Here is a 26,083-nt window from a genome sequence, read left to right on the forward strand (position 1 = left end):
TCACCCCACGCGGGGCCTGGATGAACCAATAGCCAGGAGTCCAATGGGCTGATTTGCAATTCTTAATGACCAGATTGGGCAGGAGTCAGTAGGGGTGCGGCCTGGAGCAGGGTTTGGGTATAGGGATGTTGGGGCTGTTGGAAGATCGTTTCGGTTAGCCCCATTTCAACAATTTGCCCGGCCTGCATGACCGCAATTCGATCACAGAAAAACCGGGCCACCGCTAAGTCATGGGTAATAAACAAGTAGGTTAAATTAAACTCGGCTTTGAGGTGCTGCATTAACTCCAAAACTTGGGTTTGAATATGGGCATCGAGCATACTCACCGGCTCATCACAGATCACTAGTTGCGGATGGGTAATTAAGGCCCGCGCGATCGCCACCCGTTGGCGTTGACCACCGGACAGTTCCTTGGGATAGCGGGCAAAATAGGTTTCCGGAGGGACTAATTCAACTCGCGCCAAAATATCTAACACTCGTTCTTTGGCTGTTTTTGGGGTTCCCAGGCCATGAATCAAGAGCGGCTCTAACAGGTTTTGGCCAACGGTCATCAACGGATTCAAACAGGCATGGGGATCCTGAAAAATCATCTGGAGTTCGCGCCGGCGGGGCCGCATTTGTCGAGGCGTGAGTTGGGTTAAATCTTCCCCGTGAAATTGCACCTTACCCCCAGTCGGTGTGACGAGTTGGAGAATGGTTCTGGAGAGGGTACTTTTGCCACATCCCGATTCCCCGACCAGGCCCAGAGTTTCCCCCGCATAAATGTCGAGAGTAACCCCATCCACAGCTTTGATGAAATGGGGAGCTTGGCCAAGGAGTTGGGCAATCGGGTTCGGAGCAAGGGTGTAGTGGCGTTCCAGGTGATCCAAACTCAGTAGCACTGGAGTATCCGTATCTGGCGGGGCCGGGGGAGTTTCGGGGGTCTGGTGCATCCGGCGGGCGGCATTAAGGAGGGCCTGGGTATAGGGTTGTTGGGGGTTGCTGAGAATTTCGGTCGCGTTGCCCTGTTCGACAATTTGCCCCTGATTCATCACCGCCAGCCGTTGGCAATATTTACCCACCAAAGCTAAATCATGGGAAATCAATAATAGGCCCATTTCTCGTGCTTGGCACAGTCGAGTCAGTTCTGTCAAAATTTGGGCGGCCACTGTGACATCAAGGCTTGTGGTGGGTTCATCGGCAATGATTAAGACCGGCTCCAACAGCAAGGCTAGGGCAATCGCGACCCGTTGACGCATCCCCCCGCTAAATTCATGGGGATATTGATCCATGCGGGCGGCGGGAATTTTGACGGTTTCTAAGGTGGTCTTAATTTTGCTGAGTTTTTGGGTTCTAGAGAGATGGGGTGCATGGGCCTGGAGGACTTCCCAACAATGATCCTTGACCGTCATTAAGGGATTGAGTCGCGTCATCGGGTCTTGAAAGATTAAGCCAACTTGTTCCCCCCGCCACCGTTGTAAGGCTCGTCCCCTTAAGGTCAGGATATTGCTACCATCCACCCAAATGCTGCCTCTAATTTGGGACCCTGGGGGTAACAACTGCAAAATAGCTCGCCCAATGGTTGATTTGCCACAGCCCGACTCCCCCACCAGGCCCAGGCATTCTCCCCCTTGCACTTGCAAAGAAACCCCAGCCACTGCTGCCCGTAATTCAGGATTAATCGCCCTGGGATAAGCAATGGATAGGGTTTGGAGTTCTAATCGGGTGTTACTCATCCACTAACAGTACCGGACAAACGGATACAGGGAAAGGACGGCAGCGTTAGTTTCAAGTTTAGGCGGTTGGCTCAATCCGGGCGTAAAAGACCCCTTGGATTTTCATTTCTTTGGCTTCGTGGGCCCCAAGGTCATCATCGGATAGTTGCTCACTCAAGAACGTCCCAGCAATTTCCCCTGTGCGCCCATCCACTTTTGAGACTTCCAGGGAGATATTCCCTTTGCTCAACCCAAACCGCTTGACATTGGCCTTGAGCAACTCTTCACTATCGGCTTTGTTGGGAATTGCGACGGCGTTGTCATAGCCAGTGGTTAAGCCCCGCCCTTTCGGATCGAGAAAGTTAGAGGTGCGGTAAGACGGAACGCTATATTCTCCCTTGAAGTCCGTAGAAGTAGTAATGCTGGTGATGTTGGGTTCGGTACTGGCAACGAGATTTTTCACAGAAAATAGGAACGGAACCCGCTCGCCACCGGGCATTTGCACCGTAATGGCCTGGAAGTCAAACCCATCTTCTTCAATAAAGGTTAAGCTGCCATCACTATTGATAGTCAGAGAACCCATAACTTGGTCAAGACTTGAAGTTTTGCGAGTTACCAGTTTTGTTGGGACAAATTCAGCGACTTGCCGTTTGTTTTTCGGTTCTTCTTTGACTAAAAAATTTGTGGGTTGCAGACAGAGATCCTTGATGGCGTAGGATTTGGTCGGATCAATTCCATAGGCCCCCCGAGCCGAATCATCCAAGGTGGGGCAATTGTTGGCCAGGCCAGTCCCGACAATATCGTCATAGGTTACACCCTGTTTCGCAGCCAAGGCTGAACCACTCCAGGTTACAAACCCGAAGCACAGCAGGCAAAAAGCAAGTATTAAAGCACGGTATCTCATGATTAACCTCAGAAGTCAAAGCACAGCAGATCATCAAGCACGTCAAAAGTCATAAATAAGTATGGGTTAAATTTTGACCGCCCAGGCCAGGGCCCTTCGGATAAAAATAAGTCCCAAAATGAAAAATAAGGTGCAAGTTGCCTCATTCAACCCTTGATTATACGAAGCATTGAGATCCCCAGGCCCCTTTTGTTGCGAAAACCTACGGAGATTAGCTGCCCTAGGATACCTGTATGCCTGAAATTCCTTATCAAGTTCGCCGTTTTATCCCTGCCGATGCTCCCCAGATTGCCCAACTTTTCCATGACACCATCCATCGGATTAACGCCCAAGACTATTGTCCCGCCCAACTCCAAGCCTGGGCCCCCGATGATCTACATTTTTGTGATTGGGCCAGCCGCTGTGGAGCCAGAATAACTTTTGTTGCCATTGATCCAGCCCCCGACCCGGCCATGGCATTGGACAAGATTATTGGCTTTGGGGAACTGGAATCATCGGGCCACATCGGTTGTTTTTACGGCCATTGGCAATATCAACGGCGGGGAGTGGGGCGGTTACTCTATCAAGCCTTAGAACATGAAGCCATAACCCGGGGCCTGGAGAGTTTAGGAGTTGAAGCCAGTATTACCGCCCGCCCTTTTTTTGCCCGGATGGGGTTTAGTCTCCTTGAGGAACAACAGGTTTTTTGTCGGGGCCAGTGGCTTTTGACCAATCGGATGTTTAAGTGCCTGACTCGCGCTTAAGAGTAATGCTATAGTTTGGGGTTATTGTTACCCGTTTATGTGGTGAGTTGGAGTAAAGCAGCTATGGCTCAGTCAGGGTTTTGGGGATGTAAGTTCGGGCTTGGCCTGGGGGCATTGTTGGTACTTGCAACCCTAGGGGCCTGTGATACGGCAACTCAAACGGGTAGCGATGGTGGAGCAACAAATAGCGGTTTACGGATTGGCTCCCTACTTCCCTCTACGGGCGACCTTGCTTCTGTGGGACAACCCATTGTGGATACTGTGCCCCTAGTGGTCGAAACCGTGAATGCCTGTGGGGGGGTGAATGGTCAACCTGTTACCCTGATTGCGGAAGATGATCAATCTAGTCCGGCGGCAGGGGCCGAGGCCATGACCAAACTGGTGGAGGTGGACAAGGTGGCGGGGGTAGTGGGTTCCTTTGCCAGTGGTGTCTCCAATGCGGCGGTGGATATTGCGGCCCGGGGTAAGGTGGTCTTAATTTCTCCGGGGAGTACCAGCACTCTCCTCACAGAACGGGCGGCCAAAGGAGACTTTAATGGCTACTGGGCCAGAACGGCTCCTCCCGATAATTACCAGGCCGTGGCCTTGGCCCAATTAGCTTACGATCGGGGGTTACGAAAGGTTTCTACTGTGGTGATCAATAATGACTACGGCCGTAGTTTTGAGAAGGAATTTGTCACAGCCTTCAAAAAATTGGGTGGCACAGTAATCAATGAGGCCAATCCCACCCGGTACGATGAACGGGCCTCCACCTTTAATACAGAAGCCGCCCAGGCCTTTGCCAATAAACCCGATGGGGTCGTGGCGATTCTTTATCCTGAAACCGGAAGTCTTTTACTCAAATCCGCCTTTGAGCAGGGTCTCACACCAGGGGTACAAATTTTACTCACCGATGGCGTGAAATCTGATACCTTTCCGGCCCAAGTGGGTAAAACTAGCGATGGCAAATTTATCCTCGCCGGGGCTGTGGGCACTGTTCCAGGTGCAGATGGGAAAGCACTAGCCCAAGTTACGAAAGTTTGGGAAGCCAAGTATAGATCTGTCCCGCCGGCGTTTGTCCCCCAGGCCTGGGATGCGACAGCTTTATTAATGTTGGCAGCCCAAGCAGCAGGTGTGAATACGGGCGAAGGAATCAAAGCCCACTTACGGGAAGTCTCTGGCGGGCCGGGTACACCCGTGGATGATGTCTGCCAAGGCCTGGAATTATTGCGTCAGGGCGAAAAGATTAACTACCAAGGGGCCAGCGGTAATGTGGATATTGATGAAAATGGGGATGTGGTTGGAGTTTATGATATTTGGCAAGTTGGCGAGGATGGCACGTTAAGCGTGATTGGTAAAGTCACCCCCAAGGCGAATACACCCTAATATTCTGGCGATAGTTATTTGCAGAAAAAGTTAAGAAGCCTGGCCTGGAGCCTACTTAGCCCGATGTAATCGATCCAGTCGGAGTTGATGATCCTGGCTTAACAGTCGGTTAAAGGCGAGAAGAACAACCCCAAAAATCCCCAAACCAGCGGCAGCGGCAATCATAAAAACAATCACGATCTGATAACGCACGGCTTCGATTGGGCTGGCTCCGGCCAAAATTTGTCCCGTCATCATTCCCGGCAAACTGACCAGGCCCATGACCATCATCGAGTTAATCGTTGGAATCATCCCGACCCGAATGGCTTCTTGGACTTGATGATGTGCCGCTTCCCAACGGGTTGCCCCTAGACTCAGGAGTGTTTCGATTTGTTGGCGTTGATTGACCAAATCCTCCATAAAACGATCCAGGCCCAGGGAGATTCCAGTTAACGTGTTGCCCAAAACCATACCCAGGAGAGGAATCACATATTGCGGTTCATACCAAGGCTGCGGCTGCAAAATCACGATCAAGGCAAACCCTGTTGCAAAGACAGAAGATCCCCATACCGAAATCAGGCTAGAGCCATAGATGCCCTCAAACCGCCGCTTAGTCCGATTTACCGCCGAAATGCCCGCAATCGTGGCCATGATTAAGCTGATTCCCAAGATAATGAGGGGATTGTCCTGTATAAAGAGCCACTCTAACAGCACCCCCACTAACAGCAATTGCCCAACCATCCGCACCGCTGCAATACTGAGAATCCGCTCCAGGCCAAGCTTTAAGCCCAGAGACAGGCCAATGTTAATCAGCAAGAGTAAGGCGGCAAGGGCCAGTTGACCGTACCCCAGGGAAATATAAGAGCTAGTCATGGCTGAAACGGTTGTAAATTGAGTTGGCTCTGGCTGAGGCGTTGGATTTGGCTGAGGTCGTGGCTGGTGAGAATACAGGCCTTATCCGGTTGTTGCAGCCATTGGAGCAGGAGGCGTTCAAGAGCTAGGGTTGTGGCCGCATCAAGGGAGGCAGTCGGTTCATCCAGAAGTAAAATGTGCGGATCCAGTTGCAAGGCACGCAGGAGGGCCAAAATTTGCGCTTCTCCCCCCGATAGTTCTGTCCCCGGTCGTTCTAAAAAGTCTAAGGTACGGCCGAGTTGGGCTAACCAAACTTGAATTTGGCCCAGATCAAAGGTGCGCTGGTGATGGACGGCCAAGCTAAAGGGATGCTGCAAATTCGCCAGGCCAGTTCCCGGAAAAATTGTCGGGCGTTGGCTCAGATAAATGACTTTAGTGCGATAGACCGGAAATGTCCATTGGGCGGGAGTGCGGTTACGAAATTTAATCCTTCCAGATTGAACAGAGTCCAAGAGTCCGAGTTGCCGCAATAGCAAGGTTTTCCCGGTTCCAGAGGGCGAGACTAACCCTAAAACTTCTCCAGGCCGTAAGTCAAGGCTGACATTTTCCCACAACCGCCGTCCAGCGATGGCACAAGTTAAACCAGTCGCTTGCAACAAGAAAGAGTCAACCGTCATTGATATTTTGCAACGCCCCCATGATTTTCAAGAGTTTTTGGCCAAGGGGCGGCTCAACCGATTACGATTATCTTGAAAGGTCCTACTCCCGGAGTCCCGATGATCTGTCGTCAAAACCTGAAGCATCTCCAAGCAATAAAGGCTGTACCTGCTGTTTCCATTTTGCTCCCCACCCATCGTACCTCCCCCGACAACAAACGCGATCCCATTCAAGTTAAAAACCTAGTCACCGAGGCTAAAAACCGCCTGAGTCAAGAATTTAAGCAGCGGCAACTTGACCCCCTCTTGCAGAACTTAGAGGCATTGGTGGCCGAAATTGACTATAGCTATGCCCTCGATGGGTTGGCCCTGTATGTCAGTCATGATTTTGCCAAGCTCTATTATTTACCTTTTCCTGTGCGCGCTCGGGTGGTGATTGACCAAACCTTTGCAACCCGTGATTTAGTTTATGGACTTCACCGGGCTGAACGTTACTGGCTGCTCCTCCTCAGTCAAGGGGAAACTCGTCTCATTGCTGGAACTGGGGAAACCCTCGAAGAAATTACAGATGAAGCCTTTCCGATGGTGATGAGCGGGCCTGGGGCCACAAGTCCACTGCCCTACCACGCGGATTCTAGTTATTTAGATGATCGCCACCGGCAATTTTTCCAGCAGGTTGATCAGGCCCTTGCTAACTATGCTGAAGGTGAATCATTGCCCCTAATTTTGGGTGGAGTGGTTCGACAAATTTCGTTTTTCCAGGAAGTCTCTCAATACGCAGCGGCTGTTGCTGGCACGATCACGGGTAATTTTGATAAAGCGAGTTTGTCAGAGCTTGCCCCCCAGGTTTACCCCATCTTCCAATCCATTCGGGAAACACGGCGGAGTCAGTCTTTAGAAGAGTTAGCCGCGGCGGTGGATGCTCAACGGGTTGTTTCGACTATCGGTGAAGCCTGGCGATTTGCCCATGAGGGACGGGGGAAAACCCTATTAGTCGAGAAGAATTATCATGAACCGGCAACTGTTTGTGAAGCGGGCCGCCTAGAGTTAGCCGCAGAGCCGGGTGGGGTGGGCATTATGGATGATGCGGTTGATGAGATTATTGAAGTGATCTTGGCGAAAGGGGGAGATGTGCAGTTTGTCGAGGATGGAGCCTTGGCTTTGCACCAAAAAATCGCCCTGATTTTGCGCTATTGATCGGCCGAGTCCGTTAAAAACGATGTCATCCCGTTAACAAAGATGGCAGAATAAGAGTCACGTTAAGCGGAATTGTGTATGGTCTTTAACTCTGAAAATAGTGAATTCTTCTCCGACGCGACCGAAGAGCACACCAACAATCTGCTGCTGAAATACCTCCAAAATCAGTCTCCTGAAGTTTTGTCACGGGTGGCCCGCTCTGCTAGCCCAGAAATTCGCCAAATTATTAGTCATAATGTCCAAGGACTGGTGGGGGGATTACCGTCTGAGGCTTTTAATATTCAAATCACAACGGATCGAGATAACTTAGCGGGTCTGTTAGCCTCGGCGATGATGACCGGGTATTTCTTACGCCAAATGGAACAACGGATGGAACTAGAAGCTGGTTTTGCCAGTTCCTTGTCTGTAACCCCCGTTGAGAGTCAAGATTAAGTTGCATTTTAAGGATTCAGTCAATTCGATCACCGTGCCAGCCAGCGGACTAATTTGAGCAGAGCTTGAGATCCCGGCCTTAGTAGGGTGGCTTGGTAGTAGCGGTCGGCAGCTTTTTTAAGAATCTCGGCCTGGGTTGGGTAGGGAAAGATGGTTTGGCTAAAGCGAGTTAGTCCCTGGTTTGTGCCCATGGCCTGGGTAATGTAACTGATCAATTCCCCGGCCCCATGACCGACAATCACCGCCCCCAGAATTCGATCGCAATTGTCACTCAAGACTAATTCTAAAAAACCCTGGGTGTCCCCCTCCGTCACGGCTCGATCTACGTCTGTAAAGGGAATAGTTAAGACGTTAATTTTAAGATTTTGGGACTTGGCCTGGGCGGCACTGATTCCTACGGAGGCAATTTCTGGATCTGTATAGGTGACACGGGGAATTAGCAAACGACTGACTTTGCTTCGACCCAGGCCCCAGGGGGAAAACAGAGCATTTTTGATCACAATTCTGGCTCCGGCATCGGCGGCATGGGTAAATTTCCAGGCCTGGCACACGTCCCCAACGGCAAAAATATGGCTTTGGCTCGTTTGCAGATAATCATTCACGACAATACCCCGGCCGGGTTGCACCTCAATTCCAGCCGCTTCTAAATTCAAGGTTTCTAGGTTAGGAGTTCGCCCCGCCGCAATTAAAACTTCATCTACGGTGACTGATTGAATCTCTGGGTTAGTTTTTGGGGACTGGAACTCAATTTGGGTTTGGTTGGCAGTGGCGATAACTTGGTGAATCTGGGTCGCAGTTTTAATTTCAATCCCGTCCTGTTGCAGTTGCAATGCAATTAGTTGGGCAGTCTCAAAATCTTCCTGAGGCAAAATCTGTTCTGGGCGTTGGAAAATCGTCACCTGACTGCCTAAGCGTTGTAGGGCCTGCCCCAGTTCACAGCCAATCGGCCCGCCGCCAATAATCGCCAGTTTTTGCGGGAGTTCTGTCAGGTTAAAGATGGTTTCGTTGGTGTAAAAGGGAACTGCCTCCAGGCCGGGGATATGGGGGATTGTGGCCCTCGCTCCGGTGGCAATTACGACCCGTTTGAAGGGCAAAAGTTGCTGTTGAACCTGGAGATGGTGGGGATCCCGAAATTGGGCAGTCCCGAAAAAGACATCAATCCCGGCCTGGTGGCAGCGTTCTACGGAATCATGGTGGCTAATGTCGGCCCGGACTTGTCTGACCCGTTCCATTACTTTCGCAAATTCAACAATCGGGGCCTGGGGACAGTGAATCCCAAATCGGGACGCGTTGCGGATCTGATCAACTTTTCTGGCAACGGCAATTAAGGTTTTTGAGGGGACACAACCCCAATTTAAGCAATCCCCCCCCAGAAGGCTTTGTTCGACTAAGGCAATCTTTAGCCCTAGCCTTAACTCGGCCGCCCCAATCGCCGTGACTAATCCGGCCGTCCCGCCGCCAATCACCAGGAGGTCATAGCATTTGAGGGGAGTTGGATTAACCCAGTCAGGAGGATGAACTTGAGCGAGCAGGGACTGGTTAAACGCATCTAAGGGCAGGGGTAAGGACATTTAAATTCACTCGGACAGTATCGGCACGTTGATCAGCCCGAAATAGTGGCTCAAACCAGGCCTGGGACAGTCACCATACCCTCTTCGGCGGGGAGTTCGTGGGGGTGTTGCTCCTCCAGCCAGGCCCCATAATCGGCCAAAAGTTGGTGCATCAGGCGCTGTTTGATGGTCAGGAGGACACTTTTTAATAGGCCATTGCCCGTGGCTTCCAAAATTGGCAGGGGGGTTAAAGATAAGGGGGGCGGCATATCAACACCCACTTTTAAGTCGGCCTGGCCAATCAGTTTAGTTTGGTTGGGGGTGACTTCCGGCCGTAAATAGCCAATCAGATCCAAACGAAACCGCTGATTGATATAGTCCACCCCGCGAATTTCACAGGCCTTGGAGCGTAGGCGAATACTTCCATCTGCTGCGGCCTTAACTTCCATATCCACCACGGGCTGCAAGGTGATCATCAAAAAGTTCACGGGGCGCATTTTTAAACGAAAACAATGTTCCCCCAAAAGCTCGACTCGGGTTGGGTCAGTCAGGGCATGGACAAGGCGTTGGGGCTGGCGTAAATAGTGTTGGATGGGGGTAGGATGACTAGGCACATCCAGGGTTACAGTTTGGTTAGCCGTAAAGTGGAGATACATATAACCTGAGAACCCCTTTAACTTTCTTAACCTAAGTTTACAATATTTCCACAGTGGGCGGTTTATCCCCAACCCAAACTCTAAACAAGCCTTTCACCTGTTTTGGAACCTTGCCCCATGCCCATCACCCTTGCTCACCTTGGTCCCGCCGGAACCTATGCGGAGATGGCGGCCTTGGCATTTGGAAACACACTCAGTCTGAAACACCCCGAGACCTTTGATTTACACCCTTATCCGAGTATTGCTCAATCCCTCCAGGCCTTGGATCGGGGTGAGGTTAACTATGCCATTGTCCCCGTGGAAAATTCCCTCGAGGGCAGCGTCAATATGACCCTTGATACCCTCTGGCAGTTGAAACACATTCAAATTACCCAGGCCCTTGTCTTGCCAATCTCCCATGCTTTTGTAACCCAGGCCAGCGATTTAACAAAAGTTCAAAAAGTTTATTCACATCCCCAAGCCCTTGGTCAATGCCAGCCCTGGTTACAGGAGTTTTTACCCCAAGCTAGCCAGATTCCCACCAATTCCACCAGCGCGGCCCTGGCCTATCCCGCCACCGATCCCACTACTGCTGCCATTACCTCCATGCGGGCGGCCCAACTCCACAACCTGCCGATCCTTGCCCACGATATTCAAGCCTATCCCCACACTGGCGATGCCCCGATAAACTGTACCCGCTTTTGGGTGATGAAACCCCGAGAGAGCGACGGCTGGCCCCAGGCCGGTGATAGCCATACCTCCTTGGCCTTTAGTTTGCCCAAAAATCGTCCCGGAGCATTGGTGCAGGCCCTCTTGATTTTTGCCGAGCGCAATATTAACCTCAGTCGAATTGAATCCCGGCCCAGTAAACGTAGCTTGGGAGATTATTTATTTTTCTTAGACTTAGAAGTTGGCGAGAATGTGGAGATTATCCATACCGCCCTGGAGGAACTTCAAACCCGCACAGAAGTCCTGCACGTTTGGGGTAGCTATTCCCTGGCAATGGTGTAACGAACTAAGGAGGCTTGCTGACGATATGGCCCAGTGGTTGACGGTCAAAACCCGTGTCAATTCTGCCTTTCAATTATTAATGTCTTTCCATTGGGCCATGTACTGGTGCTTCCTGATTTTGTTTACCACAGGCACGATTATGGCCCGCCTAACCCGTGGAACCCCTGGCCGCAGCGAAATGTATGACTTCCATAAGGGCCTGGGGGTGATTGTTTTACTCCTTCTGGTGGCCCGGTTCCTGGTCTTGCTGCGGGTCTGGTGGCGCAAATATACCAAACAGTTACCCAAGTTCTCCCCGGCCTGGTGGCAGAAGTTTTTACTCCATTGCCTCCTCTATCTGCTTATGGTGGTTGTGCCCTTAAGTGGGTTGTTGTTTTCCAACTCTCGCCGGAGTGGTTCTGTGCAAGTATTTGGAATTACCCTACCGGATCTATTCCCCGTTAATCCTCAAGCGGTGGAGTTGGGCCAGGACTTGCATTTTTGGTTGGCCTACACCTTTTTGCTGACCATTGTGGTTCACGTTATGGCCCAGAAAAAATTTGTCCAGGCCCAGTGGCGGCGATATTTTACTTAAGAGAGTGTGGACAAGCCCCTAGGTAAAATTACTGATCCAGTTAAATATTTTTTAGGGATATGATTGACTACACCCCCTACAATCGAAGAAACCACTGAGTATTTATACGGACTAACCCAGGCCAATGCAAACCACTGACACCCAAGACTACCCCCTTCTTTCCGAACGTGAATTACAGGTGATTGAATTAGTGGCGGCGGGATTGACCAATCAAGAAATTGCCGTGGAACTGGACATCAGCAAACGTACCGTTGACAACCACATCAGCAATATTCTCACCAAAACTAAAACCGATAATCGGGTTGCCCTTGTCCGCTGGGCCTTGCAATGGGGGAAGGTTTGTTTAGATCATGTTAACTGTTGTCCATTGCCCACCCGCTCCCCTCTTGTGAATGAATCCCAGGCCTAGGATTGGGGATTGTTCCTGAAGATTAGGACTGAGCGGCGGGGGGCAAGGTTTGGTGAAATTGGCATGGTTGTTAGCCCCTCAACTCCCTTAAGCTGTCCCCAACTCCCCCTAGCGGTCTATCGGGAAGTCCAAGCCCATCTCCAACAATTACCCGGAGTTACGGTCGAGCTTTTACCCCCCTTGCCCGGCCCCTTTGATTACCTGGCCAGTCAAATTGGTGGCATCCAAATTCACGCCCCAGAGAGTTTATCGGCTGCGGATGCCCAATATGTCCAAAACATCCTCGACTATTACGCCCAACAGTTCGGGGCCTGGCAACCCTATGGAGAAAGCTAGTTATGCCCAAGGTAGTGGCCTTTTTAGGCAATGACATTGAACCCACCGCCTATGCAATCGCCCAAGGCCATGCCCAGGCCGGCCAAAAGACTTTAATCCTTGTGCCCACCCCTGGCATCCGGTTCAAATATCTTTGTGGCAGTGAGTTTACGCAGGAACCAACACCTCTGACCCAAAACCTAGATATTGTCGAACTGCGGGCCATTCATAGCTTGGGGGGGGCCTGGGACGAGTTGCGGAAATTGATTCGAGATTATGTCCCCGCTGATGTCCTCGGCAGTGAGGTCTATGCCGGAGAATTGATGGTCTTACCGGGAATGGATTTATTTCTCACCCTCAATGCCCTCCGTCAGCACTATCAGAGTGGTGCTTACGATGTCCTCGTTTATGCCGGAGCTGATCCAACCACGACGCTGCGATTTATTGGCTTGCCCCATGCCGTGGCCTGGTACTATCGGCGCTTTGGTGGCATTTTAGAAGACCTAGACCCCGTGAAAATTGCCAATGCCATGGGGGGGCCAATTGCAACTGCCCTGTTAGCGGCCAACTTTGATCCTCAAAAATTTTCTACGGCCCTCAGTCAAGGTAAAGAATGGGTCGCAAAAGGCTTAAGGGCTGTCGCAGATCCTCAACAATTGCAGGTTTATTTAGTCACCACCCCGGATCCCATTGCCATTAAACAGGTTCAGTGGTTGTGGGGAGCCAGTCAACAAGTTCAAGTCCCAATTGCCCAAGTCTTGGTGCCAATGATTAACCCGGCGGCAATTGAGGACATAACGGCTGCCTTTAGCCCCCTGGCTGTCCAAGGTTTAAGGGGTAATGACCGGGGCCTGGTTGATGTGGCTAGCCTGCCCAATTTAGACACCCCCCTCAAGGCTCCCCCCTGCCAAGACATTGATGTTAGCCAGCGACAAATTAAGGTCTTTTTACCTGGCCTGGCAAAACAAGACGTGAAACTGACCCAATTTAACGGTGAAATTACCATTGAAGCAGCGGATCAGCGCCGACATATACAACTCCCCCCCGAGTTACAAAATCAGCCTGTCACCGCTGGTAAGTTTGAAGCTCCCTATTTAGTAATCAGCTTTTAAGTCCTTTAACTCAGGATCGTGGCTGGTAGCGTTGGAGTGTCTCCCAAGTGCGACCTAATGCTTCGGGGGTGACGGAAATACCATCAATGCCCAACCCTACCAGCCATTCCACCCAATCGGGATAGACACTGGCTGCTTCCCCGCACAAACTACAGGCCAGGCCAAGTCGTTGCGCCGTCTGAATCAGTTGGCCAATGGCGGCTTTGACGGCCGGATGATTCTCATTCAACTGCTGGCCGAGGTGGGAATGCTCCCGATCTACCCCCAACATTAATTGGGTCAAGTCATTACTACCAATGGAAATCCCCTTCACCCCCAGGCCGGCTAAATCTGTCAACATAAACAAAATTCCTGGCACTTCCGCCATCACCCACAGCTCAAAATCTGGAACACGGGAGATTCCGGCTAAATTCAGTTGTTCCTGACAAAAGGCGACTTCTTCACAACTGCGGACGAAAGGTAAGACAAAGCGCATTGGGCTGGGATGCCGCTGGTGAATTTGTTTTAGGGTCGCCAGTTCCAGTTGGAATAATTCCGGGTACAAACAACTGCGGGCCACACCCCGTAACCCCAAAACTGGATTTTCTTCATCCGGTTCATATTGGTTGCCCCCGACTAACCCCCGTAGTTCATGGGAGCGTAAATCTAGGGAACGATAAAAAATTGGCCGGGGGGCAAAGGCCGCAAAGAAGGGTTCTAAGCCCTGCCTAAACCGAGCTTGAAGTTGGGCCTGGCGATTTTCTCTAAACCAGAGAGTGGGATGTTGTCCGCCCAAACGTTCCAAAAAAATGTTTTCTGAGCGCAATAGGCCAACCCCGGCGATGGGCAGCTTGGGTAACTGTTCTAGGGCCTGGGCCTGGCTGAGGTTGACATAGAGTTGCGTCCGAAGGGCTGGCCTGGGGGTAGGCGGCGGTGGGCCGGGAGGTGGGGCAAAACGGACTGGCGGCCTGAGTTGGAGAACCGGCGTTATTTCCGTGACATGGGCAACATGACCCGTTTGACCATCAAGGTATAAAACATCCCCATTGCGAATGTTCCGAGTCGCGTCCAAGACCCCAATCACCGCTGGTAGCCCCAATTCTCGTGCCAAAATTGCCCCATGAGATGCCAGGCCGCCCCGTTCACAGACCAGGCCCGCCGCCCCCCGCAACCTCGGCAACCATTCTGGATTAACGTTGACAACAACCCAAATAAATCCCGACTGCTGACTACTAAAATCAGGAGCGGCCATGGATTCTGTGATCACGAGGGCTGGGCCTAAGGCTTGGCCAGGTGTGGCGATGATCCCAGTGGCTAAGGGTTTGAGGTGGAGTTGGTGGGAGTTTGGCGGATGTTCGGGTAACTGGTCACTCACGCGGCTAATCTGGGCCAGGCCGGGTTCTGTCGGAATCTGCCAACCGTAGCACAATGGTTTTGGTTGAATTGATAGGGGAAGGGTACTGAGGAGTTGGGTCAGGTTTTCTAGGTGGTCATCTCTCAAGATCATGCCCTGGTCTATGGTTGCCGGGAGGGGTATGAGGGTGACTCCCAGGCCTGGGGTGAGGGTGTTGGCATGATCTTTTTGGCCCAGGTGAGTCTGGCGGAGTTTGAAGGTAGTGGCCTCCAAGTCATAGCGGTCAGGGGTCATGGTCGTCTCGCCATCGGCCAATTCAGAAACAGCCGTGATGTGCCAGACCCCAGCAGCAAAGGTGGCGCAACCTGTGGCAATACAAGGGACAACCGACTGAATTAACACCTCCAGGCCCAGGTCAAGGGGATTAATCTGCCGTTGCTGCCATTGGATGAGCGCGCGGGCCTGGAACAGTTGGCCAAAGAGTTGCCCAAGGCCAGGGGATAGTTGACTCACTTCGACCACCAATCCCGGCCAAAAATCAGGGGGAAACTGTTGCTCAGGACTGGGGTGGCTGAGATAGGGAATCAGGCGTAAATAGCCACAGTCCCAGGCCTGGATCACCTGTATTAACGGCTCTAACTCAGCAATTGGGAATTCTGGCAATCGAGTTTGTAACTGTTGGGCGGCCTGTTGCCAAGAAAAATCAGTCGATTGATCCCTGATAGTGGCTTGCAAATTAGTCCAGGGCTTCCTGAGATTGGCTCGGTAAACCTCCCAGGCCCCGTTGAGTAAAATCGCACTGGCCGCCAATTTCACCCGATGCTGCTCAAGATGGAAGAGATGTTGTAACTGCGGATTCAGGAGGATTTGCCCCGCCGCGCCTTGGTTCAGGCAATCCTGACATTGAGCCTCACTCCTGACCAGGCCGGGGGCCAAACATTGACAATCTTGATCGAGTTGCAAAAATGCGATTGTCACAGGCCCTAACTCAGAGTCGCCACAACAAGAGATTTTAAATCCCGACACAGATCACAATGCCGCTGGGATTTCCACCGGAACTGTCACATCCCCCCCAGGTTTACCTCCCCCTGATCCGCCCTGTTGCCGTCGCCGCAGACTGACCACATCTGTAATTTTCTTAATTTGGGTAAAGGTCTGGTCTAATTGATTCGCATCAGTGACATCAATCGTTAAATCAATAATAGCGGTTTGTCCCGGAAAGGTTTTGACTTGGGCATTACTGACATTAATACGATTATCGGTCAATCTGATTAAAATATCCTTCAGGATACCGACTCGGTCAATCACTTCAATCTGGACATCCACCGCATAAGTTGGGGGGCGATTGCTTTTAGCCTGTGGATTCCAACGCACCGGAATCAGCCGTTCACCGGGAATACTTTCCGCATTGGCACAGCCCTGGCGATGAATCGAAATTCCCCGACTCCCCAACGTGACAATCCCAATAATTGGCTCTCCAGGGACAGGACTACAGCAACCTGCCAAGTGATAAACCAGACCCTCAATACCCAGGATTGGGGATTCACTAGCCCGTCCAGAAGGAGGTGGGATGACTTTCGGGCTACTATGGGTCAGATTGATTAGCGCTTGGGCATCGGGTTCAACGGCCTTAGCGGTTTCTCGCAGCCGATTAACGATTAGACTGAGGGTAATTTCCCCATAACCTAAAGCCGCCAAGAGATCATCCACGGCCTGGTAGTTACAGCGTTCGGCCACCGCTTGCATCCGGGCCGATTTTAAGAGTGCATCCAGGCCCGACTTACCCAATTCATTCACCAGTAATTCTCGACCCCGTTGGATATTTTCCTCACGATGGGAGCGTTTGTACCATTGGCGAATGCGGTTGCGGGCTGTTTCCGTCACCACGAAATTTAACCAATCTAAACTGGGATGGGCATTTTTCTGGGTGATGATATCAACAATATCCCCATTGCGGAGAATCGTATCGAGGGGGACGATGCGTTGATTGATTCTGGCCCCAGCGCAATGATTCCCGACTTCCGTATGAATGTGGTAAGCAAAATCTACCGGAGTTGCCCCTTGATGGAGGGATTTCACATCGCCTTGGGGAGTAAAGACATAAACTTCATTGTCAAACAGATCATCTCGAACACTGTTGAGGTATTCCTGGGCATCTTTCAGATCGTTTTGCCAATCTAACAATTGCCGCAGCCAGGTAAATTTTTCATCACGGGCATTCCACTTATTGGGCTGTGAACCACCGGTTTCCTTGTATTTCCAGTGGGCTGCAATCCCGTTTTCAGCCACGGCGTGCATCTCTGTGGTGCGAATTTGGACTTCTAAGGGCTGTCCCCCCAGGCCGATGACCACCGTATGCAGCGATTGGTATTGATTTGGCTTTGGCAAGCTAATGTAATCCTTGAACCGGCCAGGCATGGAGCGAAAACAATCATGGACAACAGCTAAGGCCCGATAGCATTCGTCCTTGTTGGCGACTAAGACCCGAATACCTGCCACATCATAGATTTCATGGAACTCCTTTTGTTGCCGCCGCATTTTTTGATGAATACTATAGAGATGCTTCGGTCGCCCGGAAATTTCCAAATGTTCAAAGCCTAAGGTTCCCATTCGCTCTTGGAGTAGATTTAAAGCCTCCTGTAATTGGGCTTCCCGAATGGCCCGTTTATCAGCCACCAACTCCTGCATTTTTCGATAGGCTTCCGGCTCTAAATACTTGAAAGACAAATCTTCTAGTTCCCATTTAAACCGCCAAATTCCCAGCCGATTTGCTAAGGGCGCGTAAATATCCTTGGTTTCTTGGGCAATCCGAATTTGCTTTTCCGGCTTGAGATATTCTAATGTCCGCATATTATGGAGCCGATCCGCCAATTTGACGATGATCACCCGAATATCTTGGGCCATAGCCAAAAATAAATGGCGAAAGGTCTCGGCCTGGCGTTCCGTCTTGCTGGAAAAGTCAAAGTTAGACAGCTTGGTCACCCCTTCGACCAGGTAGCGAACTTCCGGGCCAAATTGAACCTCTAGCTCCTCCCCCGTGACCACCGTATCCTCAATCACATCATGTAAAAATCCGGCCGCAATTAAGGCTGCTCCACCCCCTAAATCTCGCAATAACCCCGCCACCGCCACGGGATGAGCAATGTAGGGTTCCCCGGAGGCCCGTTTTTGATCGGTGTGCAGATCGTAAGCAAAAGTAAAAGCTCGACAGATTAAAGATTGCCCATCATCGGCATTGGGTTCCAGTAAACACGCTTGTAACCAATCAGGAACCAATATATCTGTGGGGACAGGGGGTGCCAATGCATTCATAGGAACTTGAGCAGGCCTGGGGTCATGTCATCTCATTGTATATAAATCTTACAATCTTGTATAGACTGATACACAAGCAATTCCAGACAGAGTACACTCCAAAAGGCATTGCGATGATGTCACTATATCTGGGGTTAAACAAGAGTGCCTTAACAATCGTTACTCGATAATTACAGCAGAGATTTCAATGGGTTAAGAATGCGCCAATCACACAGACGATTTTTAAAATGATGGGAATCAGGTAGGCATCGCCAGGCAAGCTCGTTTTGTTGATTCGATATTGCTATCTGGGGCTGCACAGTTGGTAATCGCGACTTGCTAATCGTTAGAAACGATACATTTGAGCTATGTATCCAGCAGATTAAGCGTCAGGAAACATGAGTCCAAGAAACCAATAAACTATAATTTTTCTAAATCCGCATTGGAACCCAACTAATTTTTATGCTGCCAGGCCCCATCCTCACCCACTTACAGGTCTTGCCAGCAGCAGCATTTATGGCCCAGACCGCTGATCTCAACTTAGCCCAGCCCCATCTGATCACCAATTTATTGGCGGGCGAAACATTACTGGAACTGGCCGACTTACTCCTGAGCCTCTATGCCCCGGACTATCCCATTACCTTGATCTTTTCTGAACAAACCAGCCAAACTCTCCCCCTCAAGATTTGGCTTCAGCAAGCAGACAGTCCCGCTCCCAGTCAAATTTACCTCCCCCCCCAACCCACCCCTCCCTTGAGCGCGATCCAGGCCCTAGTGAACGTTGTGGCGCAACTGCGACACCCTGAAACCGGTTGCCCTTGGGATTTGGCCCAAACGCCGGAAACTCTCACCCCCTATGTGATTGAAGAAGCCTATGAAGTGGTTGCCGCAATTCAGGATCAGAACCCCCAGGCCATTGCTGAGGAACTAGGGGATTTACTTTTGCAAGTGATTCTCCAGGCCCAAATTGCCCAAGAGTCCGCTCAGTTCACACTTGCCGATGTAGCCACTCGGATTACCGAAAAACTGATTCGCCGCCACCCCCATGTTTTTGCTGACGTTGAGTTAAGGACTCCTGAAGAGGTGCATCTCCAGTGGGAAACCATTAAAGCCCAAGAAAAAGGATATGATGGTGAACCCCCGCTGAGCCAAAAACTGGATCGCTATGCCCGGACCTTACCCCCCCTACAGGCCGGGATCAAAATTGCTGAAAAAGCCACCGCGGCTGGATTTGATTGGCCGGATATTGCCGGAGTTTGGGAAAAATTTTATGAGGAGTTGGCTGAGTTTCAGGAAAGTTTATTACAGGGAGGCCTGGCGGAGCAGGAGTCGGAGCTAGGGGATTTGCTGTTTACGGTGATTTGTTTGGCTCAAAAGAGTGAGTTGGATCCGATCAAGGCTTTACAGGGAACCCATCGCCGCTTTATTCAACGCCTCGAAAAAATGGAAGCAGCCATTGACCGCCCCCTTTCGGACTATAGCCTGGCTGAACTAGAAACCTTCTGGCAACAGGCCAAAAAAGCCCTCCGTGACCAGGCCCAGATTCCATCCCCAGACATCCCTGCCCCAGGCCCAGAACCGACTTCCCCTGAAGTGACTCCAGAATTAGGCGAATCCTAGGGGGGCCTGGTTTTCGGCAGAAACGTCTAAAGATAGTCACACTCTAAGGTGTCATGGGTAGCCCGACCCGTTACAGGATTCACCCCTTTGGCAACACTACACAGCATTTTCCGGGCATCTGGCCGTAAATCCACATCCGTAAAGTCTGCCCCGTCAATAATTGCCCCATCAAAAATTGTATTAAAGGCAAATGCGCCTTCTAAGTTGGCATCCGTTAAGTTGGCTTTGGTAAACCGGGCCGTATCCAGCGTGGCTACCCGTAAATCCGCCCCCGTCAAATCCGCCGTTTCCAAGTTGGCAGCAAAAAAGCTGACTCCCCGTAAATCCGTATGGCTGAGATTACTGTGGAACAAATTGGCTTTGGTAAATTCAGAATCCCGTAAGTCTTGCCCCGAAAAGTCAAAGTTAACCAAGGCTTCTTTGGTGTAGTTCTCGGCCTGGGCGGGAAGGGCAAACCCCAAAATCAGGAGCATGGCCAAGAGAAACGCCGCAAAAATTGACCGGGCCTGGAACTTGAACCAAGCGGGAAAATGGATGGCAACCGCCGTGACATTCAACATGGTTTGCTCCGATGAGATGCTTCCCTAAACCCAATGTAGGCGCAGGGCGTACCGTTGTAAATTGCCAAAATTATCTCAGCCAATCAGGAGTTGCTTAATAAACTTGCCTGAAATTAAAGCCGAAACAGAGCAACACCAGGCCCCCGACAATCAAATAAAATCTGGCAACCACTTGTAATTCTGTCCAACCACTCAACTCAAAATGATGATGGAGAGGGGCCATTTTGAACAGCCGTTTACCAATGCCATCGGGGCCTTTCGTGGCTTTGTAATATCCAACTTGGGCAATCACCGACAGGGACTCAGCAAAAAAGAGACCACTGAGGATAAATAACTCCCAGAGGTTTTGACTGACCAGGCCCAAACCAGCCAGAGCCGCCCCTAAGGCCAATGACCCGGTATCGCCCATGAAGACCTGGGCTGGATTGTGATTATGGACCAGAAACCCTAAACAGGCCCCACTCAGACTGGCCCCTAAAATTGTCACTTCAGGATGCTCAGCCCCCCCCAAGACGGCTAATCCCATCAAGGCAATCGCCGCCGTTCCTCCCGCCAACCCATCCAGGCCATCGGTGAGATTTAGAGCATTTCCTTCTGCCGTACAGACAAATATCCCTAGGGGCCAAAACAATAACCCCAAGGGTAAAAGCCAACCCCAAGGAAAATCAATCGTAGTCACTGTGGGATTTGCTGTAGCCAACCAAGCACAAAACCCCGCCGCCGCCAGGCCCTCAAACAGTAACCGTAACTTGGCGGACATCCCCTTATTGGACTTGCGGACTAAAACTTGCCAATCATCCCACCAGCCAATCGCACCAAAGGCCAAGGTTAATGCCGCAATTGCCAGGGCAGTTACTGGAATTTCCCCTTGAGTCACCCCAGCCCAAACTACCCCAACCCCCAGGCCGGTGGGAATCATAAAAATCCCCCCCATTGTCGGCGTACCCGTTTTCTTCAGGTGGGATTGGGGGCCATCTTCGCGGATAATTTGCCCCGCTTTTAATTGCCGTAGCAGAGGAACCACCCAAGCTCCAACCCAAGCGGTTAAGATAACTCCCAGGCCAAAGGGAAGACTTAAGGATTGTTGCCAATCAAACCCAGAACCCGTCAGGAAATCCAGGCCGAGAACCCAGAGTAATAAGGCGGTTAACAGGCCAAGAAACAGCCGTCTCCCCGTCCAAAACACTACAGGGGCCTGGGTTATCGGTTCAGACATAGGAACAATGCCACGGAAAGAGGTATCACCCTAATAGCTTACAGATCATCATCTGCTTCGTCTTCCTCCTCAAAGTCGGCCACATCGTCCGGGGCAAATTCATCAATATCGCCAATTTCGTCCAGGCCACCGCCGTCAATGATAATGTCTTTTTCAGCTTGATCCCGTTTAACCAGTCGTCCCGATTGCTCCAGCCAATCCAACACTGATAACTCGGGGCGAGCATGGGCTGCTAAATTTTTCTGTTCGAGGGGTTCTTCATACAGTGAAGGATTGTTCAGGGGCATGATCCAAACTTAACCAAATAATTCGCCATTGTTTACCATAACAAAATCAGACTCCTCTGGCGGTGACTTAAGTAGGCCGGTTCTCCCGATAAATTCTCCTCAATTTCATCTATGGAGCAGGGTAGGCTGGGATGATAATGAGTGTGCCCGTTGCGTAACGTCCTTTGAAATCTAATTACCAAGCTCTAATTCCCTATCTCAAACCCCATTGGCGCACCATTGGTTTAGCCCTAGTCTTAATGGCTGGTTTTGTCGGCTCCGTACCCTTAATTGCTTACCTAGTCGGTCAAGCCGCAGCCCTGATTGGCGCAGGGGATATTCCCGGCCTGTTGCAGTGGGTCGGGGGCGGGGCCTTGCTCTTTTTTATTCGGGGTCTCCTCCAGTTTGGGCAAGATACCCTCATGGCCCAGGCCGCTTTAGAGATGACCTTAGACATTCGCCAAAGTTTATATCGTCATTTACAGTTTCTCGGCCTGGACTATTTTGAAACGGCGGCCACCGGAGATTTAACCTATCGCCTCACGGAAGATGTGGATCGAGTTGGAGAAGTAGTCCATAAGGGATTTCATCAGTTTTTACCCGCCGCGTTAACGATGTTGACAATTTTGAGCTATTTGTTTTACCTCAACTGGCGATTAACGTTGGCAACCGCAATTGTGGCTCCCTTGATGGCTTCCCTGGTGGCCTGGTTTGGCGGCCGGATTCTCAACTTTTCCCGCCTGAGTCAAAACCGGATTTCCAATCTTTCTGCGCTCCTGACGGAGGTATTCAGTGGCATTCGTCTAGTCAAAGCCTTTGCGGCCGAAGAATATGAGATTCAGCGGTTTCACAAAGCAGCGGAAAAAAATCGCCAGGCCCGCTATGCTGCCGAACGAGTCAAAGCCATTCAACATCCTGTGGTTGGGTTTTTAGAATCCGTTAGTGTGATGATTCTGTTTTTGCTCGGGGCCTGGCAAATTGGCGCGAAGCAACTGACTGGAGCCGAATTTCTGAGTTTTGTCGCCGGGGTTGCCCTGCTGATTGATCCAATCAACGCCGTGACGGCTAACTTTAATGAATACAAACAGGCCGAGGCCTCTGTGGATCGGGTTTTTGAGCTATTTCAACTCCAACCCAATGTTCAGGAGAAAAAACAGGCCCCGCCCCTACCGCCCCTATCAGGCAAGATTGAATATCGTCATGTCTCCTTTGCCTATCGCTCTGGACAACCTGTATTACAGCAATTTAACTTACTGGCACTCCCAGGCGAAGTCATTGCCTTTGTCGGTCATTCTGGGGCCGGGAAAACCACGATTGTGAACCTCCTACCCCGCTTTTATGATCCCCAGGCCGGATCAATTCTCATAGATGGGATTGATATTCGCGGGGTTAGTCTGAGGAGCCTCCGGCAACAAATTGGCATTGTTCCTCAGGAAACGGTCTTGTTTTCCGGGACTGTGGCTCAGAATATTGCCTTTGGACAGCGGGAGTTGGACTATGAGGCGATCCGGGAGGCTGCCAAAATTGCCAATGCCGACCAATTTATTGATCAACTGCCCGAGGGCTACGAAACATGGTTAGGGGAGCGGGGGGTAAATTTATCCGGGGGACAACGTCAACGCCTAGCCATTGCCCGAGCCATACTGCTGAATCCGCGGATTTTAATTTTGGATGAAGCTACCTCAGCCTTGGATTCGACTTCGGAGCAGTTAGTTCAGGAAGCCCTAGAGCGGGCAATGCAGGATCGAACCGTGTTTATTATTGCCCATCGGTTAACAACGGTGCGCAAAGCGGATCGGATTTTGGTGATTGAACAGGGTCGGGTGGTGGAGTCCGGTTCCCATTATGAACTGATGCATCAAGAGGGGGGAACTTCCCGTTATGCCCGTTTTTATGCCCAACAGTTACCGAATTAACGACCACCGCGTCGCGCAGACTATTCTGGGAGATTAGAAACCTTGGCCAGACGACCCATCACCCATTTCTTGACTGATCTCAATCAGAGTCTTAAATGAGTCACCCTACAATGCAACGCCTTTTAGAGATCTGGTCAAGGCTATCCCGAAATCCCAAGTTTTGGCTTTTGGTGGGGCTAGGGATTGTCTTAGGTATCGCTCTGGCCGGGCCGTTGCGCTGGTTATTTGACTATGAAGCTTTGGTGGCGATGATCCGCAGTTGGGGGCCTTGGGCCGTTGTCCTGTTTGTGGGCCTATTTGCCCTATCCACAGTTGTGGGTTTGCCAGCGACATTCTTTCCCATTGCGGGAGGGGCAATTTTTGGCCTGGTTTGGGGGAGTGTTTGGGCCTTGACGGGGGCCACAGTGGGGGCGATGGGGGCGTTTTGGTTGGCTCGCTACTTGTTACATGGCTGGGCAGAGCGGAAATTTGGCAACCATAAGTATGTGACGAAGTTTAACCAGGCCGTCCAGGCTAACCCGATCTCCTTTGTCCTGGCTGTCCGTCTAGCTCCCTTTTCACCCTTTAGCTTTGTCAATTTTTTGTTTGGACTGACATCCATTGACACTTGGAGCTATGGCCTGGGTACGTTTGTTGGCTTGATTCCGAGTATTGTTCTCTATACCTGGTTTGGGGTGGCGGGAGATCAGTTGGCAGTCAGTGGCAATCCGATGCCGATTATTTTGGTCAGTCTTGGCCTGGTGCTATTGTCCGTCTTACCCATCCTTTGGAAACAGTTACGGAGGCAGCAAAGCTCTAAATCCTAGGTTAGATTCCTGGGGGGACTAGAGAGACATATTCCGCTTCAGTTCCTCGAGGGCTTCTTTTAATTCCATTTCCCGAAACGTTGCTTCTAGAGGATCTAAGGACTGACCAAAGCTAGAGGGGGGTGAGGGGGCTGAGGCCGATTTGGAGAAGGGTGGCGGCGGGGCCTGGGTTTGGTGTTTGCGGATTTCTGCTTGGATTTCCTGACGGCGAACTTTAATTTTTTCCAGCAGGGCCTGGGTAGCAGGAATTTGCTGCTGAGATTGGGTCATCTGTTGCCATAGCAGATTCCCGCGTTGTCGGAGGTCTTGTTCCCGTTGACGGGCGGCCTGGGCCAGATCGGGGCGATGGGCGGCCTCTGCTTTTTGAATCCGCTCAGTCCATTTCCGCATCTCGGCCACCAGGCCCAGGATGTCTTGTTCGGCCCGTTGTTTTTGAGTCATGAGGGATTGTAAGAGTTGGCTGGTTTCTGTCTCCTGCTGTTCCACTTCCAAAAGAAGAATCTGTAACTTCAGGCCGGGATTAGCTGCCAAAAAATCCTCTAGACGTTGCTCTAAAAAGGCGGAGAGGTCTTCTAGAAATTTCATGGCGGAGTCGGTAATGAGAACAAGCTCATTTTAGTCGAGGCGATGGGAGGATGAAAAAAAGATTGGAGCTTGAATCTGGAAACACCAACAATCCCTAACCCCTAAAAGGTTTCACCGACCTGAATGGTGCGTACTTCACTACCACGTTGCAACACAACCGATTGTTTTTGCACCCCAGTCAGCCGCCAATTGGAATTATCAATCACATCTCCGGGGGAAACCCTCTGGACTAAGCCATTGTGGGCAATCAAAGCCATAGAGCGATCCCCCAATTCGATCACTCCAACTAAATTGTTTTGGGGCTTTACGGGCGCAGGGAGACTGGTTGCCATTGTTGGGACGGAGGCTTTAGCCGCTACCATAGGCTGGTTAACTTTTGCCAAATTATTAGGCGGTGGCGGGACGGGGGTTAGGGGTTGGGGGGTAGATGGACTGGTAGCTACTGCTGTTGGGGAGAGATTTGCCGGAGTATTGGTTGTTGTGGGTGTATTGGAGTTCACGGGGATGTAAACCCGCTCAACCCGGTTGCCTTGGGCATCTTGACTGATAATGGTGGTTGGCTCCAGGCCGGGGGAGGGTGGATGGGCTAGGCCTTGATTACCAGAGTTGGGGGTTGGCCGTGAGGTGCTGCGAATAGACCCCAAGGCCTGGGAGGCATAGCGGGCAAACTCAACATCCCCAGGATGAGGACTTACGTTTGAGGTTGGGGTTCCTTGGTCGCGGAGAATTCCCCCAATCAGTAGGCCCCCAGCCATGAGAAAGGAAGCTATACCCAGGCCAATAAAGTATCGCTCTGAACTCAAGTTTTTGATTTTGTCCCAGGTTTGCAAGCCGAGGGACGTTGCAGCTGAGGATTGAGTTAAGGAGATGCTGGGGCGGGCCAAGGTGGATGCAGGGGCCAGGCGTTTGAGTTGTTGATTGGGGGCCTGGAGGTAGGCTTCAATATCTCGGAAGAGTTCGTCCATCATCTGATTGGCGTGAATGTCAGTGCGACAGGATTCAACCAGATATAAGGCGGGTTCAGATTGGGGGTGGTTTTGACGGGCAAGGGTCTGTATCATG

Annotated in this window: 25 protein-coding genes; 12 read left to right on the forward strand and 13 right to left on the reverse strand. The window is 51.1% G+C overall.

Annotation, left to right across the window (positions count from 1 at the left end):
• Positions 1–62: 62 nt before the first annotated feature.
• Positions 63–1,715, reverse strand: a complete 1,653-nt coding sequence (locus tag RIF25_RS03615) for an ABC transporter ATP-binding protein (RefSeq protein WP_322877189.1) — start codon at positions 1,713–1,715, stop codon at positions 63–65.
• Positions 1,716–1,773: 58 nt separating this feature from the next.
• Entirely contained in the window at positions 1,774–2,598 is an 825-nt protein-coding gene (gene psbO, locus RIF25_RS03620) for a photosystem II manganese-stabilizing polypeptide (RefSeq protein WP_407682308.1), read from the reverse strand.
• A gap of 233 nt (positions 2,599–2,831) precedes the next feature.
• Here psbO and RIF25_RS03625 point away from each other — a divergent pair, with 233 nt between their 5' ends.
• A complete protein-coding gene (locus RIF25_RS03625; protein ID WP_322877191.1) occupies positions 2,832–3,341 on the forward strand; it encodes a GNAT family N-acetyltransferase in 510 nt (169 codons plus the stop codon).
• 63 nt (positions 3,342–3,404) lie between these two features.
• Complete coding sequence (locus tag RIF25_RS03630) at positions 3,405–4,706, forward strand: ABC transporter substrate-binding protein (protein WP_322877192.1); 1,302 nt, start codon at positions 3,405–3,407, stop codon at positions 4,704–4,706.
• 51 nt (positions 4,707–4,757) lie between these two features.
• On the opposite strand, the gene RIF25_RS03635 is transcribed toward RIF25_RS03630, so the two are convergent.
• Positions 4,758–5,558 (reverse strand): ABC transporter permease, encoded by an 801-nt coding sequence (locus tag RIF25_RS03635; RefSeq protein ID WP_322877193.1) that lies wholly within the window; start codon positions 5,556–5,558, stop codon positions 4,758–4,760.
• A complete protein-coding gene (locus tag RIF25_RS03640) occupies positions 5,555–6,214 on the reverse strand; it encodes an ABC transporter ATP-binding protein (protein ID WP_322877194.1) in 660 nt (219 codons plus the stop codon). Before RIF25_RS03640 ends, RIF25_RS03635 begins: the two co-directional genes overlap by 4 nt.
• Positions 6,215–6,313: 99 nt before the next feature.
• Here RIF25_RS03640 and RIF25_RS03645 point away from each other — a divergent pair, with 99 nt between their 5' ends.
• Together RIF25_RS03645 and RIF25_RS03650 are read left to right on the forward strand one after the other, a co-directional pair.
• Positions 6,314–7,390, forward strand: coding sequence for an AOC03_06830 family ribosome hibernation factor (locus RIF25_RS03645; RefSeq protein ID WP_322877195.1), 1,077 nt, complete (start codon positions 6,314–6,316; stop codon positions 7,388–7,390).
• A 78-nt stretch (positions 7,391–7,468) separates the two neighbouring features.
• Positions 7,469–7,822, forward strand: coding sequence for a DUF760 domain-containing protein (locus tag RIF25_RS03650; protein ID WP_015125991.1), 354 nt, complete (start codon positions 7,469–7,471; stop codon positions 7,820–7,822).
• Between the two features lie 29 nt (positions 7,823–7,851).
• Here RIF25_RS03650 and RIF25_RS03655 read toward each other — a convergent pair whose 3' ends face one another.
• Complete coding sequence (locus RIF25_RS03655) at positions 7,852–9,393, reverse strand: mercuric reductase (RefSeq protein WP_322877196.1); 1,542 nt, start codon at positions 9,391–9,393, stop codon at positions 7,852–7,854.
• 50 nt (positions 9,394–9,443) lie between these two features.
• A complete protein-coding gene (locus tag RIF25_RS03660; protein ID WP_015125993.1) occupies positions 9,444–10,028 on the reverse strand; it encodes a DUF1997 domain-containing protein in 585 nt (194 codons plus the stop codon).
• A gap of 117 nt (positions 10,029–10,145) precedes the next feature.
• Between RIF25_RS03660 and pheA the strand changes: the two genes are divergently transcribed.
• The 5 genes from pheA to RIF25_RS03685 all read left to right on the forward strand — a co-directional run bounded on the left by pheA (position 10,146) and on the right by RIF25_RS03685 (position 13,428).
• The gene (gene pheA, locus RIF25_RS03665) at positions 10,146–11,018 is read left to right on the forward strand and encodes a prephenate dehydratase (RefSeq protein ID WP_322877197.1); all 873 of its coding nucleotides are present in this window, start codon (positions 10,146–10,148) and stop codon (positions 11,016–11,018) included.
• A gap of 25 nt (positions 11,019–11,043) precedes the next feature.
• Positions 11,044–11,592 (forward strand): cytochrome b, encoded by a 549-nt coding sequence (locus RIF25_RS03670; RefSeq protein WP_322877198.1) that lies wholly within the window; start codon positions 11,044–11,046, stop codon positions 11,590–11,592.
• A 124-nt stretch (positions 11,593–11,716) separates the two neighbouring features.
• Positions 11,717–12,001: a photosynthetic electron transport-dependent transcriptional regulator PedR gene (gene pedR / locus RIF25_RS03675; RefSeq protein ID WP_322877199.1), complete on the forward strand. Its 285-nt coding sequence runs from the start codon at positions 11,717–11,719 to the stop codon at positions 11,999–12,001.
• A gap of 63 nt (positions 12,002–12,064) precedes the next feature.
• Positions 12,065–12,337 (forward strand): hypothetical protein, encoded by a 273-nt coding sequence (locus RIF25_RS03680; RefSeq protein ID WP_322877200.1) that lies wholly within the window; start codon positions 12,065–12,067, stop codon positions 12,335–12,337.
• Positions 12,338–12,339: 2 nt separating this feature from the next.
• Positions 12,340–13,428, forward strand: coding sequence for a Get3/ArsA fold putative tail anchor-mediating ATPase NosAFP (locus tag RIF25_RS03685; RefSeq protein WP_322877201.1), 1,089 nt, complete (start codon positions 12,340–12,342; stop codon positions 13,426–13,428).
• Between the two features lie 10 nt (positions 13,429–13,438).
• Here the strand turns inward: RIF25_RS03685 and RIF25_RS03690 are convergent, their stop codons facing one another.
• The gene (locus tag RIF25_RS03690; protein ID WP_322877202.1) at positions 13,439–15,739 is read right to left on the reverse strand and encodes a putative PEP-binding protein; all 2,301 of its coding nucleotides are present in this window, start codon (positions 15,737–15,739) and stop codon (positions 13,439–13,441) included.
• Between the two features lie 51 nt (positions 15,740–15,790).
• Positions 15,791–18,073 (reverse strand): RelA/SpoT family protein, encoded by a 2,283-nt coding sequence (locus RIF25_RS03695; RefSeq protein WP_322877203.1) that lies wholly within the window; start codon positions 18,071–18,073, stop codon positions 15,791–15,793.
• A gap of 441 nt (positions 18,074–18,514) precedes the next feature.
• Between RIF25_RS03695 and mazG the strand changes: the two genes are divergently transcribed.
• Complete coding sequence (gene mazG, locus RIF25_RS03700) at positions 18,515–19,672, forward strand: nucleoside triphosphate pyrophosphohydrolase (protein WP_322877204.1); 1,158 nt, start codon at positions 18,515–18,517, stop codon at positions 19,670–19,672.
• A 26-nt stretch (positions 19,673–19,698) separates the two neighbouring features.
• Here the strand turns inward: mazG and RIF25_RS03705 are convergent, their stop codons facing one another.
• From RIF25_RS03705 to RIF25_RS03715, 3 genes are all read right to left on the reverse strand, one after another.
• Complete coding sequence (locus RIF25_RS03705) at positions 19,699–20,232, reverse strand: pentapeptide repeat-containing protein (protein ID WP_322877205.1); 534 nt, start codon at positions 20,230–20,232, stop codon at positions 19,699–19,701.
• Positions 20,233–20,326: 94 nt separating this feature from the next.
• Complete coding sequence (mraY, locus tag RIF25_RS03710; RefSeq protein ID WP_322877206.1) at positions 20,327–21,448, reverse strand: phospho-N-acetylmuramoyl-pentapeptide-transferase; 1,122 nt, start codon at positions 21,446–21,448, stop codon at positions 20,327–20,329.
• Positions 21,449–21,486: 38 nt separating this feature from the next.
• Positions 21,487–21,735: a DUF3134 family protein gene (locus tag RIF25_RS03715; RefSeq protein ID WP_015126004.1), complete on the reverse strand. Its 249-nt coding sequence runs from the start codon at positions 21,733–21,735 to the stop codon at positions 21,487–21,489.
• 164 nt (positions 21,736–21,899) lie between these two features.
• On the opposite strand from RIF25_RS03715, the gene RIF25_RS03720 reads away from it, so the two are divergent.
• Positions 21,900–23,630, forward strand: coding sequence for an ABC transporter ATP-binding protein (locus RIF25_RS03720; RefSeq protein ID WP_322877207.1), 1,731 nt, complete (start codon positions 21,900–21,902; stop codon positions 23,628–23,630).
• A 95-nt stretch (positions 23,631–23,725) separates the two neighbouring features.
• Positions 23,726–24,436 (forward strand): TVP38/TMEM64 family protein, encoded by a 711-nt coding sequence (locus RIF25_RS03725; RefSeq protein WP_322877208.1) that lies wholly within the window; start codon positions 23,726–23,728, stop codon positions 24,434–24,436.
• A gap of 18 nt (positions 24,437–24,454) precedes the next feature.
• Here RIF25_RS03725 and RIF25_RS03730 read toward each other — a convergent pair whose 3' ends face one another.
• Together RIF25_RS03730 and RIF25_RS03735 are read right to left on the reverse strand one after the other, a co-directional pair.
• Positions 24,455–25,021: a TIGR04376 family protein gene (locus tag RIF25_RS03730; protein ID WP_322877209.1), complete on the reverse strand. Its 567-nt coding sequence runs from the start codon at positions 25,019–25,021 to the stop codon at positions 24,455–24,457.
• Between the two features lie 101 nt (positions 25,022–25,122).
• A complete protein-coding gene (locus tag RIF25_RS03735; RefSeq protein ID WP_322877210.1) occupies positions 25,123–26,082 on the reverse strand; it encodes a hypothetical protein in 960 nt (319 codons plus the stop codon).
• Position 26,083 lies beyond the last annotated feature (1 nt).

The sequence above is a fragment of the Pseudocalidococcus azoricus BACA0444 genome (assembly GCF_031729055.1).
Taxonomy (GTDB): Bacteria; Cyanobacteriota; Cyanobacteriia; order Thermosynechococcales; family Thermosynechococcaceae; genus Pseudocalidococcus; species Pseudocalidococcus azoricus.

What these genes read in the sequence shown, in the direction of transcription:
- RIF25_RS03615 (WP_322877189.1), bottom strand. Translation starts at nt 1,715, where the DNA reads ATGAGTAACACCCGATTAGAACTCCAAACCCTATCCATTGCTTATCCC.
- psbO (WP_407682308.1), bottom strand. Translation starts at nt 2,598, where the DNA reads ATGAGATACCGTGCTTTAATACTTGCTTTTTGCCTGCTGTGCTTCGGG.
- RIF25_RS03625 (WP_322877191.1), top strand. Translation starts at nt 2,832, where the DNA reads ATGCCTGAAATTCCTTATCAAGTTCGCCGTTTTATCCCTGCCGATGCT.
- RIF25_RS03630 (WP_322877192.1), top strand. Translation starts at nt 3,405, where the DNA reads ATGGCTCAGTCAGGGTTTTGGGGATGTAAGTTCGGGCTTGGCCTGGGG.
- RIF25_RS03635 (WP_322877193.1), bottom strand. Translation starts at nt 5,558, where the DNA reads ATGACTAGCTCTTATATTTCCCTGGGGTACGGTCAACTGGCCCTTGCC.
- RIF25_RS03640 (WP_322877194.1), bottom strand. Translation starts at nt 6,214, where the DNA reads ATGACGGTTGACTCTTTCTTGTTGCAAGCGACTGGTTTAACTTGTGCC.
- RIF25_RS03645 (WP_322877195.1), top strand. Translation starts at nt 6,314, where the DNA reads ATGATCTGTCGTCAAAACCTGAAGCATCTCCAAGCAATAAAGGCTGTA.
- RIF25_RS03650 (WP_015125991.1), top strand. Translation starts at nt 7,469, where the DNA reads ATGGTCTTTAACTCTGAAAATAGTGAATTCTTCTCCGACGCGACCGAA.
- RIF25_RS03655 (WP_322877196.1), bottom strand. Translation starts at nt 9,393, where the DNA reads ATGTCCTTACCCCTGCCCTTAGATGCGTTTAACCAGTCCCTGCTCGCT.
- RIF25_RS03660 (WP_015125993.1), bottom strand. Translation starts at nt 10,028, where the DNA reads ATGTATCTCCACTTTACGGCTAACCAAACTGTAACCCTGGATGTGCCT.
- pheA (WP_322877197.1), top strand. Translation starts at nt 10,146, where the DNA reads ATGCCCATCACCCTTGCTCACCTTGGTCCCGCCGGAACCTATGCGGAG.
- RIF25_RS03670 (WP_322877198.1), top strand. Translation starts at nt 11,044, where the DNA reads ATGGCCCAGTGGTTGACGGTCAAAACCCGTGTCAATTCTGCCTTTCAA.
- pedR (WP_322877199.1), top strand. Translation starts at nt 11,717, where the DNA reads ATGCAAACCACTGACACCCAAGACTACCCCCTTCTTTCCGAACGTGAA.
- RIF25_RS03680 (WP_322877200.1), top strand. Translation starts at nt 12,065, where the DNA reads ATGGTTGTTAGCCCCTCAACTCCCTTAAGCTGTCCCCAACTCCCCCTA.
- RIF25_RS03685 (WP_322877201.1), top strand. Translation starts at nt 12,340, where the DNA reads ATGCCCAAGGTAGTGGCCTTTTTAGGCAATGACATTGAACCCACCGCC.
- RIF25_RS03695 (WP_322877203.1), bottom strand. Translation starts at nt 18,073, where the DNA reads ATGAATGCATTGGCACCCCCTGTCCCCACAGATATATTGGTTCCTGAT.
- mazG (WP_322877204.1), top strand. Translation starts at nt 18,515, where the DNA reads ATGCTGCCAGGCCCCATCCTCACCCACTTACAGGTCTTGCCAGCAGCA.
- RIF25_RS03705 (WP_322877205.1), bottom strand. Translation starts at nt 20,232, where the DNA reads ATGTTGAATGTCACGGCGGTTGCCATCCATTTTCCCGCTTGGTTCAAG.
- mraY (WP_322877206.1), bottom strand. Translation starts at nt 21,448, where the DNA reads ATGTCTGAACCGATAACCCAGGCCCCTGTAGTGTTTTGGACGGGGAGA.
- RIF25_RS03715 (WP_015126004.1), bottom strand. Translation starts at nt 21,735, where the DNA reads ATGCCCCTGAACAATCCTTCACTGTATGAAGAACCCCTCGAACAGAAA.
- RIF25_RS03725 (WP_322877208.1), top strand. Translation starts at nt 23,726, where the DNA reads ATGAGTCACCCTACAATGCAACGCCTTTTAGAGATCTGGTCAAGGCTA.
- RIF25_RS03730 (WP_322877209.1), bottom strand. Translation starts at nt 25,021, where the DNA reads ATGAAATTTCTAGAAGACCTCTCCGCCTTTTTAGAGCAACGTCTAGAG.
- RIF25_RS03735 (WP_322877210.1), bottom strand. Translation starts at nt 26,082, where the DNA reads ATGATACAGACCCTTGCCCGTCAAAACCACCCCCAATCTGAACCCGCC.